Genomic DNA, 15,132 nt, shown 5'->3' with positions numbered 1-15,132 from the left:
CAATCCGAAGCGCGCCGTGCCGCTTGCGCCGTCGGGCGCGCCGGCGATCGTATGCGCGCTCCTCGCGATACGTCTCCTGCGCGAGCGAGTACTGGTTCCACGGCTGCTGAGACGGTCCCCGCTCGGGATAGACGGGTGCGGACTGGGCCGAGGCCCCGTACGCAGCGGGAGTCGCCTGCGGGCCCGGGCCCGTCGGGCCTGCTGCCGGATACGCTGTCTGCGGCGCCCCGGGAACAGCGGGCGCACCACCTTGCGGCATCGATACCTGGGGAGCAGGCGGCGCCGCATAGGCCGAGGCCGCCGCGGCAGGAGCCTGTCCCCCACCGTGCGCGGTGCGCGGCTGGTCGTAGGCCGGGGCGTCTGCCCGGGGCGTCATCGGGGAAGCGGAGGATTGCGGTGGGGACGCTGCGCCCCCGTTCCAACCTGAAGCCGCCGGCGGTGCAGTGTATTGCCGGCGTTGCTCTCTCAGCAGCCGCTCCGCAGCCCGCTGGGGTGTTTCGAGAAATAGGTTCATGTGCAGGCCTCCAAATCGAGGCGTGCACGGGAGAGGGTCTCTCCATTGTGAGTGCCCGGGACCGCATCGTCAAGATGAAAGAGCGCCCCCGCGCATCCTCGACGGCCGCACCGGAAGCGCAGGGCGGCGCCATCTGGCTTCGGGGCGCGGGTCAAGCCGGGATGCCCCTTCGCGGGAAAGCCGGGCCATGCCCTGAAGGGGAACACCCGCCCGTCTCTTGGCCGGCCGCGCCCTCGGCTACGGGCCTTACGCCCATCCCCCGATAGTCCCCCCACCACGACCCTCCAGCACATGCACCGAGGGGCGCTTGAGAACCTGCGGACGCGCGTGCTGGAGGTCGGCACCGGAGGGGTCAGCGGAAAACTAGGTAGAGGACCTGGCAACCATCCGGCAGCGGCCAGCGTACCGGTCGGGATCGGCGGACTTGCCAGCCAGCCGCGGCGGGCAGCCTGCTATCGCGCGCTACGCGATGGGCATCTGCTCCCATGAGCCGTCGGCGCGCGGTACCTCGACCGTTCGGTAGCCCACGGCCGCCGCGTGGTCGTACGCCCTCGCGATGCCGTCGCAGATATCTTTCGGATAGTGCCCGTCAGAACCCACCGTGATGGGCACGCCGGCGCGGAAGAAGCGCTCGAGCAGGCCGCGGGCGGGATAGTAGTCGCCCACGCCCTTGCGCCAACCCGCTGTGGACAGCTCCACGCGCTTGCCCGTGTCGTGCGCGCACGCGGCCATCTCATCCCACAGCGGGGCCAGGTCGATCGTGGGCGCGAACCCCTCGTTTACGAAACGCATCGCGAGATCGGGGTGCGCCATGGTGTCGAACAGGTCGCATGCGCAGGCGCGGCACCAAGTCTCCTCGTAGCGCCGCCACACCTCGTCGGGACCGAGCTCGGTCCAGATATGCTGGTCGGTCGCGTCATCGATCCAGGCGCCGTCCTCTTGGCTGCCCAGCCAGTGCACCGAGCCCAGGCGCACAATCGCATCCGCCGACCAGCGGCGGATGTCCTCCTCGCAGCCCTCGTACCAGTCGCACTCGAACCCGTAGATATACTCGATCTCGGGGTGCGCGTCGCGCGCGGCCTCGAAGGCCGCCCGGTGCGCTGCCAGCTCATGCTCCACGACCTGGACGGCCCCCGCCGGATCCATGATGCGCGGCAGCGTGAGGTGGTCGGTCGACACGATCACGCGGCAGCCGGCCGCCGCCGCAGTGCAGGCGTTCTCCTCGAACGTGCCCACGCCGTCGGAGAAATGCGTATGGGTATGGGTGTCCACGATGGAGCGGGCGGGCAACGGGGTAGCCATGGGAACTCCCTTTCTCTCTTGAACAGCCGACGATGCGGCCCCTCGATAGCGGTATTTTCGCACGAAACGGAACGCCGTCTCCGATCGATCCCGAAACCCGTTCGAGCTTCGAGGCCTCCGCATCGCCCGGTCTCCGGGACCTTACAAAGACCCCGACGCCTCCCAAGGAATCTCATCGTCCTTCCGAAAACGCCGAGCCCTCCGCACGGTCCCTGTCGCGCAACCATGCGGAAGGCTCGGCGTCCGGTGCGGCCGCGCACGATGGGGCAGAGCGGATACCGCGCCACCCCGGACCCCGCCGCGCACCGGTCGTCAAGCGCCCCCGGCCGACAGCGAAAACCGCGCCCGCATAGGTCCCGCGCTAGCGCAGGGCGTTGGTCCAGGCGGTGCGGCCGTTCGCGCCGACGCACTCGAAGCGCAGGTAGGTCTCGGTGCCGCGCAGCGTGAACTCGGCGCGCTCCAGCAGCTCGCCCTCAGGGGCGATACGGGTCTCGCCCACGCCGATCGGGCCGCCGCAGATCAGGTTCACGCGCTCGCAGGGGCTGCACTCGATCCAGGCGCGCCCGTCGTTCACGCCGAACCCGTGCACTTCGGGACCGGAGCTCGAATAGTAGCGCCCGTCGAGCAGCGCCCGCACCACGGCGTCGCGTGTCAGCTCGGGCGCGCACACGACGACCCAGCCGCCGAACGCATCGTCGAACGTCCCGGGGTTGTGGTTGTCGTCGGCGGCGATCGCGCCCACGTGAATCCCGCGACGCAGCAGCATGTCCCAATAGACCGTATCGGCACCCAGCGCGCACTCGTTCACCGTGTCGTAGTTCCACACCTCGATGCCGAAGGCGCAGTCGAGACCCATCAGGTCCTCCGGCTCGATGCGGCTCCAGATGGGATGGTTGTACGTCACGGCGCACCCGTGCGCAGCGAGCTCGGCACCGAGCTCGCGCGCCACCGCCAGGCCGTCCCACGTGCCCACATACGCCGGCGGCTCCAACCGCTCCATGTGCGCGAAGCGCTCGGGCGCCGCCGCGACCATCTCGTCGGTGCCCAGGATGCCGTGCATGTGGTGGCAGCGCAGGCGCGCGGTATGCGACTCGTCGGCATACAGGTAGGCCGACGCCTCGATACCGGGCAGGATGATGAAATCCTCGCGGTCGAACTCCCCCGAGTAGTCCGTGAACAGGTCGTGCTCGGACAGGCAGAGGAACTGGTACCCGCGCTCACGGAACGCGGTCACCGCCTCCGCGGGCGTCAGGCACCCGTCGGAGTTGGTGGTATGGCTGTGCAGGTTGCCCTTGTAGCGAGGCATGTCCTGCAGCGACGGAAGACCCTGCTGGTCGGCAATCATGGCGGCTCCTTACATCCCCTTGTGCTCTCACCTTCGTATCCGGCGAACCGGCGGCGCGGCGCAGCCGGCCCGATTCTCCCCTCGCGCGCAAGCTCCACCCGCTGCATCGCCAAAACACCCGGCCCCGCGAGAGCGAAGCGAGGCCGGGTGCACAGGAAGGGGTGCTGGACGGCGGGCGAAAAGACACGCGCGTCCTCGCCCGACAGCGCTACGCGGCCGCCGGGATGATCAGGCAGTCGTGCTTGGGAAGGGACAGATAGACCGTCTCGCCCGTGCCGAACATGTGGAAGCTGCGGAACAGCACGTCCACGCGCAGGGTCGAGGCGCCCACGCGCACGGTGTAGCGCAGGACGTTGCCGCGCGGCATGCTGCCGGCGACCATGCCCTTGAGCACATAGACGTCATCGGCCTCGGGCTCCTCGACGGAGATGCCGATGGTCTCGGGGCGCACGGCGACCACCTGGTCGGCAGCGACGCGCTCACCGGTCAGATCGGCGAACTCGGCGGCCGTGAGCTGGTTGTAGCTGCCGATGAAGCTCGCGGCGAACTCGGAGACCGGCTTGGTGTAGACGTCGACCGGGCTGCCCGCCTGCTCGATGCGGCCGGCATGGAACAGCTGGATCACGTCGGACATGACCATAGCCTCGTCCTGGTCGTGCGTCACGAAGATCGAGGTCAGGCCCAGCTCCTGCTGGATCTCGCGGATGCGGGACTGCAGGGCGCGGCGCAGCTTGGCGTCGATGGCCGACAGCGGCTCGTCGAGCAGCAGGACCTTGGGCTCGGTCACGATGGAGCGGGCAAGCGCCACGCGCTGCTGCTGACCGCCGGACAGGTTCGCGGGGTAAGTCTTCTCCTTGCCCTTGAGCTCGACCATCTCCACGGCGCGGGCAACTTTCTCGTCGATCTGGTCGGCCGGGACCTTCTGCATCTTGAGACCGAAGGCGATGTTCTGCGCCACGTTCATGTTGGGGAACAGACTGTACTGCTGGAACACCATGCCGATGTTGCGCTTGGAGGCGGGCACGTTGGTCACGTCGACGCCGTCGAGGATGATCTTGCCCTCGGAGACCTGCTCCAGACCGGACAGGCAGCGCAGCAGGGTGGACTTGCCGCAGCCCGACGGGCCGAGCAGCGTCACGAGGTCGCCCTTCTCGATCCCGAAGTTGATGTGGTCGAGCACGGTGTTGTCGCCGAAACGCTTGACGACATCGTGGAACTCAATATAAGCCATGGGTTAACTACTCCTTTACGCTCGCTTCTGGGACGCACCCTGGAGCTTAAGCACGATACCGGTGACCAGGGCCACCACCACGAAGATAACGACGACGATGGCACTCGAAAGGCCGCTGGAGACGTCCATGTTGGCCTGCAGGAACACCTGGATGTTCTGGTAGTTGGTGCCGGCAATGTTGTTGGCAAGCACGAAGTCGCCGAAGATGATGCTCTCGGCGAGCAGGCTCGACACGAGGATGCCCGAGAAGATGTTGGGCAGCACGACCTGGACGTAGGCGCGGAAGCGACCGCAGCCCAGCATCTCGGCGGCCTGGATGAGCATCTCGGCGTCGATGGAGTTCAGCGCGTTGCGGATGCCCTGGTAGATGTAGGGCAGCACCAAGATGGCATAGGCGCCGAACAGCATGAACATGCGGTTGGACAGGATGGTGCCCGTGCCGGTGTACAGCGAGATGATGCCGATGGACAGGATGACGCCCTGCAGCGCGTAGGGGATCATGCAGAGGAACTGCATGGCGCCCGCGAACTTGCGGTTCACGGCAACCACCACGTACATCGCCATGAGGATCAAAACGATGGTGATCAAGACGCTCACGATGCACAGGACGAGCGTGCGGCCGATAGAGCTCCAGAACGTCATGTTGCTGAACAGCTCGATGTAGTTGCGCAGCGTGAAGCCGGAGGGAAGGATGTCGGTCCACTCGACGAACAGCGAGTAGATGAAGGTGGTCACGAACGGGACCAGCAGGTAGATGGCGACGACGGCCAAAAAGATCTTGCCCGCAAGCGAGGTCTTCTTGCCGCCCGCCTGGACAGCTGCGACCTTACTCATACGAGCTCCCTCCCCTTAGCGGCACGTCGCGTGAAGTAGTTGTTGACGAGGGTGCAGATGACCATCAGCGCGATGAGGACCATGGCGAGGGCACCACCGGTGGCGGCGTCGGTCTGCACGTCGCCCTTGAAGCGCGAAGTGATCTGCAGGGCGAGCAGCGCGTAGTTGTTCATCACGAGCGCGTAAGCGGTCGCATAGGCGGCAAGCGCGTTGGAGAACAGCACCGACAAGGTGCCCAGGATCGACGGCATGAGGTTGGGGATGACGATGCGGAACCAGTAGTCGAAGGTCGTGGCCTTGAGGATGGTCGCGGCCTCACGCCACTCCTTGCGGATGCCGGCGAACGCCGGGATCATCAACAGGGTCGCCAGCGGGATCTGGAAGTAGATGTACATCAGCACCAGGCCCTCGGAACCGTACAGGTTGAAGTCAGCGAGGAACGGGATACCGAAGTTCTGGCCGATGAGCGTCAGCACGCCGGAGTTGCCCATGAGAATCATGAAGGCGAAGGCCAGCGGCACGCCGGAGAAGTTCGACATCATGTTGAGGACCATCGTGAACGCGTTCTGCACGCGCGGGCTCGCCTCGGAGCAGAAGCGCGCGGCCAAAAACGCCACGATGATGCCCACCACGGCCGAAAGGAGACTGATCCACACGCTGTTCCAGATGGACTGCTGGTAGAGCGGGGTGGTGAAGACGCGGATGAAGTTCTCGAGACCGAGCGAGCCGGACTCGCGGCCGATCACGCTGTTCAATGCCAGCTGCAGAAGCGGCATGATCTCGAACAGCGCCACGACCACAAAGAACGGAACGATCGCGAGATATCCGAGCCACGGGCGACGCTTGGCGACCTTGGTGGTCGCCTCGGCCCTGCTCACCTCCTGCCGTCCCGCCACTGCGGTTTGCTGCATTGCGCACTCCTTACCTTAATGCGGGGGCGGGCCGCATACGGCCCGCCCCCAATCGATTTCGCATCACTCGGATTATCCGAGAATCGGGATGATGTTCTCCTGATACCAGGTGATCATGTTCTGGCTGACCTCGCTCCAGACAGTCTCGTCGACACTCTGGACCTGGTCGCCGTACTGGGAATCGTCAAGGCGCATGGCCTGGACATCCTCGGGCAGCTCGACGTCGCGGATGGGAGTCGCATAGCCGCGGGCAAGGTTGATCTGGCCCTCATCGGACAGGATGAACTCGCGAGCGAGGCAGGCCGCCGCCGGATGCGGGGCATTCTTGTTGATGATGGTGCAGTAACCCGAGCGGATGGAAGCATCGGTCGGGATGTTCACCGAAAAGGACGCGTTGGGGTTGTTCTCGAGAATCTGGGCGCGGTAGTTCAGCGCGTTGTAGTCCCAGTTGACGCAGACGTCGATCTCGCCGGACTCGATACGGGCGAGCGAGGCGTCGGAGACGTCCAGACGGCCCGCCTCGGCGAGCTGCTGCAGGAAGTCATAGCCGGGCTGCATGTCGTCGATGCTGCCGCCAAGCGCATTGGCAGCGGCGAGCACGGCGTACTGGGCCACGGCGGCAGCGGTCACGTCGCCGATGCAGACGTTGTAGTCACCATCGAGCAGATCCTGGAAGCTCGTGGGGGCCTCGGGCACGTTGGCGTCGTTGGACATGATGGAAATGGTTCCGTAGTAGCCGACGATCCAGTCGCCATCGTCGTCCTTGGCCCAGTCGGGGATCTCATCCCAGTAGCTGGTCTTGTACTTGAGGGTCAACTCCTGCTCCTCGGCCACCGGGCCCCAGGACTGGCCCACATCGCCGATGTCCTTGGTGCCGTCGGTGCCCTCCTCGCGGAACATGGAGAGCTCCTCGGCGCTGGACATATCCTGGTCGGCATGGGTGATGCCGTACTCAGACTCGATGTCCTCCCAGGTCTCAACCCAGTTGGCCCACGTATCGGGCATGCCTACGGACTGGATCTCGCCCTCCTCCTGAGCCTGGGAGATGAGATCCTCGAGCGACATCGAGTTGTAATCGACATCGGAAGCGGCAGAACCGCCATCATCGCAACCCGTCAGACCCATGCTGGCAACCGTGGCCATACCCGCCATGCCGGCGAGAATCCCAAAGAACTGCCTGCGCGACATGCCGCGCTCGATGGCGGCGCGAACGACCGTTTCCCTGTTCATCAATGCCTCCCTCATTCATTGCATTCGATTCACGGTGGAGGCTCCGGGCCGCGGATACGCACCGCGTCGGCCTGAACGTGACGCCTCGCACACAACACGTTGCACTATAGGTGCATAAAACCTTGGAACATGGTGGCAACGGCCTTTCTTTACAGGCCCCTAACTGCCCTGTAGTCCCCGTTTTCAAACGTGAAACACGCTCTTTACAGCTTCAAGACAAACGGTGCGGGCACGCCGCCGAGACGACGGGCCGTGTCGGCCCTCAGCGAAAGGCGATGGTCTTCACCACCACGGGCACGGCGTCTCCCACCGGCCGACCGATGTCGATGTAATCCCCGCGCCCGACCGAGACGCCGTCGAGCACCACCACCTGGCGCAGCCCCAGCACGGCGAGCTGCTGCCCCAGTGCCTTCGCGAAATCGCCCTCCACGAGCACGACCGCGCCGGGCGCGAGCGCCTGCCGGAGCTCCCGGGCGATCTGCACCACCTGCTGCCTGCTCGCATGCTCCGGACCGCGGAAGGACACCGCGGCGCGCCCGCCATCGTGCAGCCGGCGCCCGCGAGCGATGCAGTCGGCGAGGGTCCCGTGGACTTCCGTCCCGCCGGAGAACACGTCGACGATCGGCAGGTTGCGCTGCGGCAGCATCCCGTCCGCCGCGAATACCGTGCTGCCCGACAGCGTCATGCTTATCGGAAGCGGCTGTTTCGGCACGGTAACCGGAGCCGTCTTGTAGCAGAACGGCACCATTGCCCGCGCGCAGAACGTCCGATCCGCGGCGGGCAGTGCGGCCGATCCGCGCCGATCCCCGATCGGCCATCTCTCCACATACATGAAAAGCCCCGACGGGCGGTGAAACCCGTCGGGGCGAACGCGACGCGACAGCTTGCGTTTTGCGCTGGGCGGCAAGTGGGCCGGACAGCTTAGTAGTTGACGACCTGCTCCTCGAAGTAGCTCTGCGGGTGGTTGCAGACCGGGCAGAGCTGCGGAGCGGTGGGGCCGACATGCAGGTGACCGCAGTTGCCGCACTTCCACACCTTGACGCCCTCGCGGGTAAAGACCTCGCCCTTCTCCACGCGCTCGGCCAGCTTGAGATAACGCTCCTCGTGAGCCTTCTCGACGGCGCCGACGCCGCGGAACTTGGCGGCGATCTCCTTGAAGCCCTCCTCGTCAGCGGTCTTGGCGAACTCGTCGTACATGGTGGTCCACTCGTAGTTCTCGCCGGCTGCCGCATCCTTGAGGTTGGTCAGGGTGTCGGGCACAGCGCCGTCGTGCAGGTACTTGAACCACAGCTTGGCGTGCTCGGACTCGTTGAGAGCGGTCTCCATGAAGATGTTGGAGATCTGGACGTAACCGTCCTTCTTGGCCCTGGAGGCGTAGTAGCGATACTTGGTATGGGCCTGAGACTCACCTGCAAACGCGGTCTCAAGGTTCTTCTTGGTCTGGGAGTTCTCGAAGTCCATTGGTGTTCCTCCTTTGTGTAGCAAGATGTCCGATACAGGCTTTCGGACATCCTTATTGTAAATGATTCCTAATAAGGAACCATTTACCTTATTGTCACTATACCCAACTTCACGACGGCTACACATGGCGTGCAAATCGGGGGCGACCGCGGCGCAACTCTGGGGACAGTCCCTCAAATTTCACGGAGGAGGCACATGCCTCCTCCGTGAAATTTGAGGGACTGTCCCCAGAGTTGCGCCGCGGTCGCCCCCGATTTGCACAGGGTTACGCAATGCTCCAGGCGTCCTCCTCTGCCCTTGCAAAGCCCTCGCGTACCAGATCGGCGAGGATGGAGGCGACCTCATCGCTGGAAACGGTATCGCGGCCGGCACCGATCTCCATGTCGTTCACGCCCGCGCGAACCTCTTCGAGGACGAGCCCGGGGCGTCCCGACGCCTGCGCGTCGAGCAGCATGCGCACGATGTGGGCCCGTTTCTGACGGCGCGACCCCTCGAATCGCGACTGCCGCGTATAGGAGCTTGAGCGCCGCGACGGATTGGGAATCGTCTTTTTGAGATATGCGCCGTAGTCGAGCATGGCGTAATACCAGGAGCGCGGAGTGTCATCGGCGTCTTGCGGCATAGCGTAGGGACCTTTGTCCGTCTCCCCCGCACGTGCAGGGCAGGACGCCTCGGCAAGCGGCGTGAGCTCCCGGTCGGGCACGCCGGGCACATCGGGAAAGAAGTGGTGCAGCAACACGGTGCGCACATTCGTCTCGAGATAGACGCCCGGCAGGTCGAACGCGAACGCGCGGATTCCCTGGGCGGTCGCCGGACCGATACCCGGCAACGCCTTGAGCTGCGCGGTCTCGCGGGGAAACACGCCGTCGCAATCGGAAACCACAGCCTCCGCCGCCGATTTGAGGGCCAGAGCGCGACGGTTGTACCCCATCCCCTGCCATGCGGCCAGCACGTCGCTCACGCTCGCCTGCGCCAGCGCCTCGACGGTCGGGAACCGCTCCAGCCACTCGCCCCACCGCGTCATGACGCGCGCCACCTGCGTCTGCTGGAGCATGACCTCCGAAAGCCAGATCTCGTAGGGGTCGCGCGTGCGACGCCAGGGAAGGTCGCGATACAGGCGCGCCCCTTCGGCTCGTACAAGCGTGCGAAACGTTTCGATATCAGGCACAGGCGCTCCTTGGGACGTGAAGACGGAGCGCCCGGGCTACTGCTGATTGAACCGCGGACAGCTCTCGCCGCACGATACGTACGTGTAAAACGCGTTGCGATCGGCAAACTTGGGATCGACCGCCGGCGTATTCTTGCCGTTGACCACGTCGTCGAGTGTGACGGAATCAAGATAGCTGAAGACCAGCGCCTGCGTACCGACCCAGATGGGATGATAGCAGCATGTGGCCTGGCGGGAGCATATCCCCTCCTCGCCCGTGCAGTCGTTCATGATGAGCGGGCCCTGAACGGCCTCGACGACCTGGCGAATCGTTATGTCCGCCGGGTCGATTTTAAGACGCATGCCGCCGTGCACGCCGCGCAGACTCTCCACGATGCCCGCCTGCACCAAGCCGTGCTGAATGGAGCGGGCGAACGAATACGGAACACCGACCTGCTCGGCGGCGGTCCTCACCGACAAGAGATTTTCCTCGTCCTTCACCAACATGGACAACATGCGGAGGGCGTAGTCGGTCTTCCTGGAGATGTCCATTTCTCCTCCTTGGACGTTTACGCGCGGTCGCCTCGTGCGCGGCGATCGCGTTCAAGAAGAATGTACAACGCGGCATCCGTCCAGACGGCCAGAGCGCCAAAACGGTGTTCACTACTATACACCCACTCTTCAGGCGGTATGTCAGTCATTTCGGAAGACGCGCTGGCTGCGGGCCGACAACAGGACGAAGAGGACGACGGAGAAACCAGGGGCTTCAACGCAAACAGCCCACCCGGATTACCCGGATGGGCTGCATCTTTGCGATGGCGGGAAGTACGGGGCTCGAACCCGCGACCTCCGACGTGACAGGCCGGCGCTCTAACCAAACTGAGCTAACTCCCCATCACAGCTCGTCGCTGCGAGTGATAAGTATATCGGGTTCGCACGATATGACCAGAGCGCAGATGCGCTTCACAAGCAAACCACAACGTCTGCGCGCTGCAGCGGCTGTGCTCTATCGATAGCAAAAAGCCCTGCTCGAAGGCAGGGCTTTGATTGCAATGGCGGGAGGTACGGGGCTCGAACCCGCGACCTCCGACGTGACAGGCCGGCGCTCTAACCAAACTGAGCTAACCCCCCATACAGTTCGCGGTACCCCGCGTGCTGCGAGAGCTAGTATACACAGAACCCAATCGGTTGCGCAAGGGCTTTTTTCAAAAACTTTTGCGCGTCCAACCGGCGCGGCCAGCGCTCGTCCGACCGGGTGCGGCGCGAACCGTCCGACGCTCCCCTACAGGCTGATGATCTTCGTCGAGACGATCGTCCCGTCCATGACGAACATGCGCGCCATCGTGGGGCCCCGGTCGTCGCGAGGATAGGTGGGCGACCCGGGGTTGACGAGCGTGCATGCGCCCAGGCGCATGATCTTCGAGCGGTGCGTGTGCCCGCACACCGCCACGTCGACTCCCATGAGCTGCAGGCGCTCCTGGTAGTGGTTGACCGTAAACCTCAGCCCCTCGTACTCAAAGCGGATCGTGCGCTCGACACCGGGACCGTAATCGTAGAAATAATCGTTGTTGCCGAGCACCGCCTTGATCGGCGCGATGGTCGCGAGCTCGAAGTAATCCGACTCCGACGTCATGTCTCCGGCATGGACGATAAGGTCGGCGCCCTCAAGCTCCTGGAGCAATCGCGAGGACAGATGTCCATGGGTATCGGAGATGATGTCGATTCGCTTGGCGTCCCGCATGTTCACGCAGATGCCCCCATGTCTTGCCGTCTGCCGTCGTTCCTACAGATTGAGCGCCTTCTTGAGCGGCACCACGCGGCGGCGCGACACCGGGATGCGATCGTCCACACTCGTCACGCCCAGCTGGATGGCGCCGGAGGCGGCGGTCTCCACGTCCTCCACGCACGCAAGGTTCACGATATAGCGACGGTGCACGCGGAAGAAGCCGAAGTCGCCGAGCTTGGACTCGAACTGCGCGAGCGACGTGGTCGACAGGTAGCGGTCGTCCTCCGTGAAGATGCAGGAGTAATCGTCTTTGGCCATGATGTAGCGGATCTGATCGACCGGGATCAGGACCTTGCGCCCACCCTTCTCGACGGGGATGCGCTCGATCGGGGCCTTGCTTTCCGCCACCGGCTTGACGCGGGCCAGCACCTTGTTGATGGCCTGGTCGAGCCTCGCCTCCTCCACCGGCTTCAGCAGATAGTCGACCGCATCGACGTCAAAGGCCTCGACCGCGTGGTCGCTGTAGGCCGTCACGAACACGATCGCGGGCGGATTCTTCAGCTTATGGAGCGCCTCAGCCAGTTGGATTCCCGATGCACCCGGCATGGAGATATCCAAGAACACCACGTCGACCCGATTCTCCATGAGCATCTCGATGGCCGTGCGAACGCTCGCGGCCTCGGTGATAGCCCCCATCTTGCCGGTCTGCTCCAGCAAAAAGCGCAGCTCAGATCGTGCAGGCGCCTCATCATCGACGATCATCGCACGTAGCATAGGCGTGTAAATCCTTCCCGGTTGCTCTCCATGTGACATCGCGGCGGCCAAAACATCCACGATGCGTGGTTTATTTTACATCTCTCTCAAACAGAATGCTGTTCTGCAAGTCGAGCCTGAACGAAACCGTTGTACCGCGACCCTGCACAGAATCGACCTTAGCACTCGAACGCGGTCCGTAAAAGTGCTCAATACGCTCAAAGATGTTGCGCATGGCCACCCCGGCGCCGCCGCCCTGCGGCGCGTCGCGCATATCGGGGCGTTCATCGCCCCCGAACAGGCGCGACGCGGTCTGCTCGTCCATGCCCACGCCGTCGTCGGACACCTCGATGCACACGATGTCCTCCTCGGGAATCGAGGCGCGCACCGAGATGTGCAGCGTCCCCTCGTCGCGCATGCCGTGGCGGACGGCGTTTTCCACCAGCGGTTGGATGATGAACGCCGGCACCGGCGTGCTGCCCGCCTCGCCGGAGATGTCGACCGTCTCCTGGATGCGGTCCTCGCCGAACCGCGCCTTCTCGAACAGCAGGTAGCGGCTCGTCTGCTCGACCTCGCGCGCAAGGGGAATGACCGATCCGGAGTTCTCGAGCGTCGCGCGGTAGAACGACGAGAACTCGCGCAGCAGCCCACGTGCGCGCAACGGCTCCGTGCGCGTGAGCGCGGCGATGGTGTTCAGCGTGTTGAACAGGAAGTGCGGATTGATCTGCGCCTGCAGGGCCCGCAGCTCCGCGCGCGCCGTGAGCTCGTCTTGCAGCTCGAGCTCGTGGATGGCCAGCTGCGTGGACAGAAGCTCGGCAAAGCCCGAGGCCAACGCATACTGGGTGCGGTTCACATCATGGCTGCGGCGGAAATAGAACTTGAGCGTGCCGACGGCCTTGCCGCGCACCTTGAGCGGCACGATGATGCCCGCGGGGATGGCGCGGTGCTCGGAGCGTTCGCTTTTCACGTCGACCATATGGGTGAACGACTGGGCCACGCCGTGCTCGAGCACGTAGCGCGTGGCGGGCGTGTGGATGGGCGATCCCGGCGGAAAGTCGGTCGCGAGGTCGCCGACGCAGGCCAGCACGCACTCGTCGTCGGTCACGGCGATGGCCATGGCGCGCGTCTCGGGCAGCAGGCGCCGGCAGATCTCCTCTGCGCTCTGCGCGTTCAGGCCCGACTTGGTGATCTCGAGCATCTCGGAGGCGGTGGACAGCGCCTGCTCGGTGTACTGCGAACGCAGCGAATCGGGATTCAGACACAGGTAGATGAAGGCGATCAGCGTCAGGCACAAGATGACGCTCGCCACGACCGCCGAGGCGGAATCGAGCCCCTCCACGAGCGTGTAGACGCACAGCGCCGCGAGCCCCAAGATGCATATGGTCGAGAAGACGCGAAACCCGGGCAGCACGCCCGGGCGCGATATCATCCGCTCGTTCAGGCGTTTGATGGTATTCGGCATGTGCAATCCTCCAACATCTTGGACAGTCCCTCGTCATTCCACAGGCCATCCATGATGCTGGGCCAGAAGCTTTGGAACCGGATATATTTCGATTTGTTCTCGTTGGCGTAGCGCTCCGCCTGCCCTCGACCATAGCGCCAGATATGCAGATAGCCCTCGCGCTCGCGCGTGAGCAGTGCGCGGGCGAACGCGGTCTTGCGCACGCGCTCGTCCAGCTCGCTGGAAAACCACGGGCCGGGGTACGGCATGAGCGAGGCGGGGGTCACGGGCACCAGGTCGTGCTGGCGGGCGGCATACGAGAGCTTGGCGCGCTCGTAGTACCAACGGTAGACGTTCTGCATGAAGCGCGGGGCGCGATGCTCGCTCGCCGGCGGCAGGTGCTTGACCGCCCATTGGTTGTCGAACCACACGTCGAGCCCCTGCATGCGCATGTTGAACAGGTAGTCGAGGTCCTCGCCGCGTGTGATCCACGGGTCGAACGCCACGCGCGTGTAGGCGCGCGCGTGCAGCGCGAAGCAGCCGCCGCATACGTAGTTGGAACGCGAGATGCGCGTGCCGGCCAGCGCCTTGCGCATCCAGCGGTTGAACTCAATCCGCTTGGTCCACCAGCGATGCGCGAGGTCGGCCTTCGAGGTGTCGGCGAGAGGGGACCCCTCGCGATTGAAGAAGTAGCCGCTCTTGGCCAGAATGGGCAGCCCCTGGCGCGTCTGCTGGCCCAGCCCGTACAGCGCCTTCTGCATGAAGTCGGGATCGAGAACGAGCTCGTCGTCGTCGAGGAAGATCACGCTGTCATGGCCGAGAATGCTCGCCGCGGCGAGGCCCATGTTGCGGATGGCGCCGTAACCGCGCAGCGACACCGGCTCGCCCGGCGCCTTGGGAGCGATCTGGTTGACGCGCTCCTGGATGCGCGAGGCCTCACGGTTGGTGAGGATCGTGCAGACGATCTTGGGGTGCGCGCGGGCGATCTGTTCCACACGCGTGCGCGCGGCGTCGGTGGTCGCCGGCGGGCACACCACCAAGATGATGACGCGGCACAGTCCACGCACCTGCTCGAGCGAGGCGAGACAGGTGTTGAGCTCGGGCGCGGCGCTCCTGAGATCCGTGCTGTGATCATAAGCTCCCGGAGCATGGACATCCGCTGAGCCCTCGGCCCAATAGGAGGGGATAACGATCGTAGGATTCATCTGCTCCCCTTTCCCCACGCCACGCGGTTTTG

14 protein-coding genes and 2 tRNA genes are annotated in these 15,132 nt (G+C 64.6%); all 16 read right to left on the bottom strand.

All coding sequences use genetic code 11. From position 1 onward, the window contains the following. Positions 1-976 precede the first annotated feature (976 nt). Complete coding sequence (locus BN3789_RS05970) at positions 977-1,816, bottom strand: PHP domain-containing protein (RefSeq protein ID WP_066831696.1); 840 nt, start codon at positions 1,814-1,816, stop codon at positions 977-979. 361 nt (positions 1,817-2,177) lie between these two features. Continuing rightward, positions 2,178-3,161, bottom strand: coding sequence for a CehA/McbA family metallohydrolase domain-containing protein (locus BN3789_RS05965; protein ID WP_066831694.1), 984 nt, complete (start codon positions 3,159-3,161; stop codon positions 2,178-2,180). A 208-nt stretch (positions 3,162-3,369) separates the two neighbouring features. Next, positions 3,370-4,392, bottom strand: a complete 1,023-nt coding sequence (locus tag BN3789_RS05960) for an ABC transporter ATP-binding protein (RefSeq protein ID WP_066831692.1) — start codon at positions 4,390-4,392, stop codon at positions 3,370-3,372. A gap of 15 nt (positions 4,393-4,407) precedes the next feature. Beyond that, positions 4,408-5,226 carry an ABC transporter permease gene (locus BN3789_RS05955; RefSeq protein WP_066831689.1) on the bottom strand — a complete coding sequence of 273 codons (819 nt, stop codon included), beginning with the start codon at positions 5,224-5,226 and terminating at the stop codon, positions 4,408-4,410. Further along, a complete protein-coding gene (locus BN3789_RS05950; RefSeq protein ID WP_079989125.1) occupies positions 5,223-6,137 on the bottom strand; it encodes an ABC transporter permease in 915 nt (304 codons plus the stop codon). Before BN3789_RS05950 ends, BN3789_RS05955 begins: the two co-directional genes overlap by 4 nt. A gap of 72 nt (positions 6,138-6,209) precedes the next feature. Continuing rightward, the gene (locus BN3789_RS05945) at positions 6,210-7,367 is read right to left on the bottom strand and encodes an ABC transporter substrate-binding protein (RefSeq protein WP_229254230.1); all 1,158 of its coding nucleotides are present in this window, start codon (positions 7,365-7,367) and stop codon (positions 6,210-6,212) included. A gap of 262 nt (positions 7,368-7,629) precedes the next feature. Beyond that, on the bottom strand, positions 7,630-8,199 hold the full coding sequence (locus BN3789_RS05940; protein WP_147569580.1) for an ethanolamine ammonia-lyase reactivating factor EutA: 570 nt from the start codon (positions 8,197-8,199) through the stop codon (positions 7,630-7,632). Positions 8,200-8,288: 89 nt separating this feature from the next. Next, positions 8,289-8,828, bottom strand: a complete 540-nt coding sequence (rbr, locus tag BN3789_RS05935; RefSeq protein WP_066831685.1) for a rubrerythrin — start codon at positions 8,826-8,828, stop codon at positions 8,289-8,291. A gap of 265 nt (positions 8,829-9,093) precedes the next feature. Further along, a complete protein-coding gene (locus BN3789_RS05930) occupies positions 9,094-9,996 on the bottom strand; it encodes an HhH-GPD family protein (protein WP_066831683.1) in 903 nt (300 codons plus the stop codon). 36 nt (positions 9,997-10,032) lie between these two features. Continuing rightward, positions 10,033-10,527 carry an RrF2 family transcriptional regulator gene (locus BN3789_RS05925; RefSeq protein ID WP_066831680.1) on the bottom strand — a complete coding sequence of 165 codons (495 nt, stop codon included), beginning with the start codon at positions 10,525-10,527 and terminating at the stop codon, positions 10,033-10,035. 264 nt (positions 10,528-10,791) lie between these two features. Next, a tRNA-Asp gene (locus BN3789_RS05920) sits at positions 10,792-10,869 on the bottom strand. Positions 10,870-11,028: 159 nt separating this feature from the next. Then, positions 11,029-11,106 (bottom strand) — tRNA-Asp (locus tag BN3789_RS05915). 151 nt (positions 11,107-11,257) lie between these two features. After that, positions 11,258-11,716 (bottom strand): metallophosphoesterase family protein, encoded by a 459-nt coding sequence (locus BN3789_RS05910; RefSeq protein ID WP_066831805.1) that lies wholly within the window; start codon positions 11,714-11,716, stop codon positions 11,258-11,260. A gap of 42 nt (positions 11,717-11,758) precedes the next feature. Beyond that, positions 11,759-12,475 carry a LytR/AlgR family response regulator transcription factor gene (locus BN3789_RS05905; protein WP_066831677.1) on the bottom strand — a complete coding sequence of 239 codons (717 nt, stop codon included), beginning with the start codon at positions 12,473-12,475 and terminating at the stop codon, positions 11,759-11,761. A gap of 70 nt (positions 12,476-12,545) precedes the next feature. After that, entirely contained in the window at positions 12,546-13,916 is a 1,371-nt protein-coding gene (locus tag BN3789_RS05900; RefSeq protein WP_229254228.1) for a histidine kinase, read from the bottom strand. Beyond that, the gene (locus tag BN3789_RS05895; protein WP_066831670.1) at positions 13,892-15,100 is read right to left on the bottom strand and encodes a glycosyltransferase; all 1,209 of its coding nucleotides are present in this window, start codon (positions 15,098-15,100) and stop codon (positions 13,892-13,894) included. Before BN3789_RS05895 ends, BN3789_RS05900 begins: the two co-directional genes overlap by 25 nt. Between the last annotated feature and the right edge of the window lie 32 nt (positions 15,101-15,132).

Source organism: Collinsella ihumii (assembly GCF_900046475.1).
GTDB classification, from domain to species: Bacteria; Actinomycetota; Coriobacteriia; order Coriobacteriales; family Coriobacteriaceae; genus Collinsella; species Collinsella ihumii.
The sequence above is the reverse complement of the archived record's forward strand: the minus strand, read 5'-3'. Positions and strand labels throughout refer to the sequence as shown.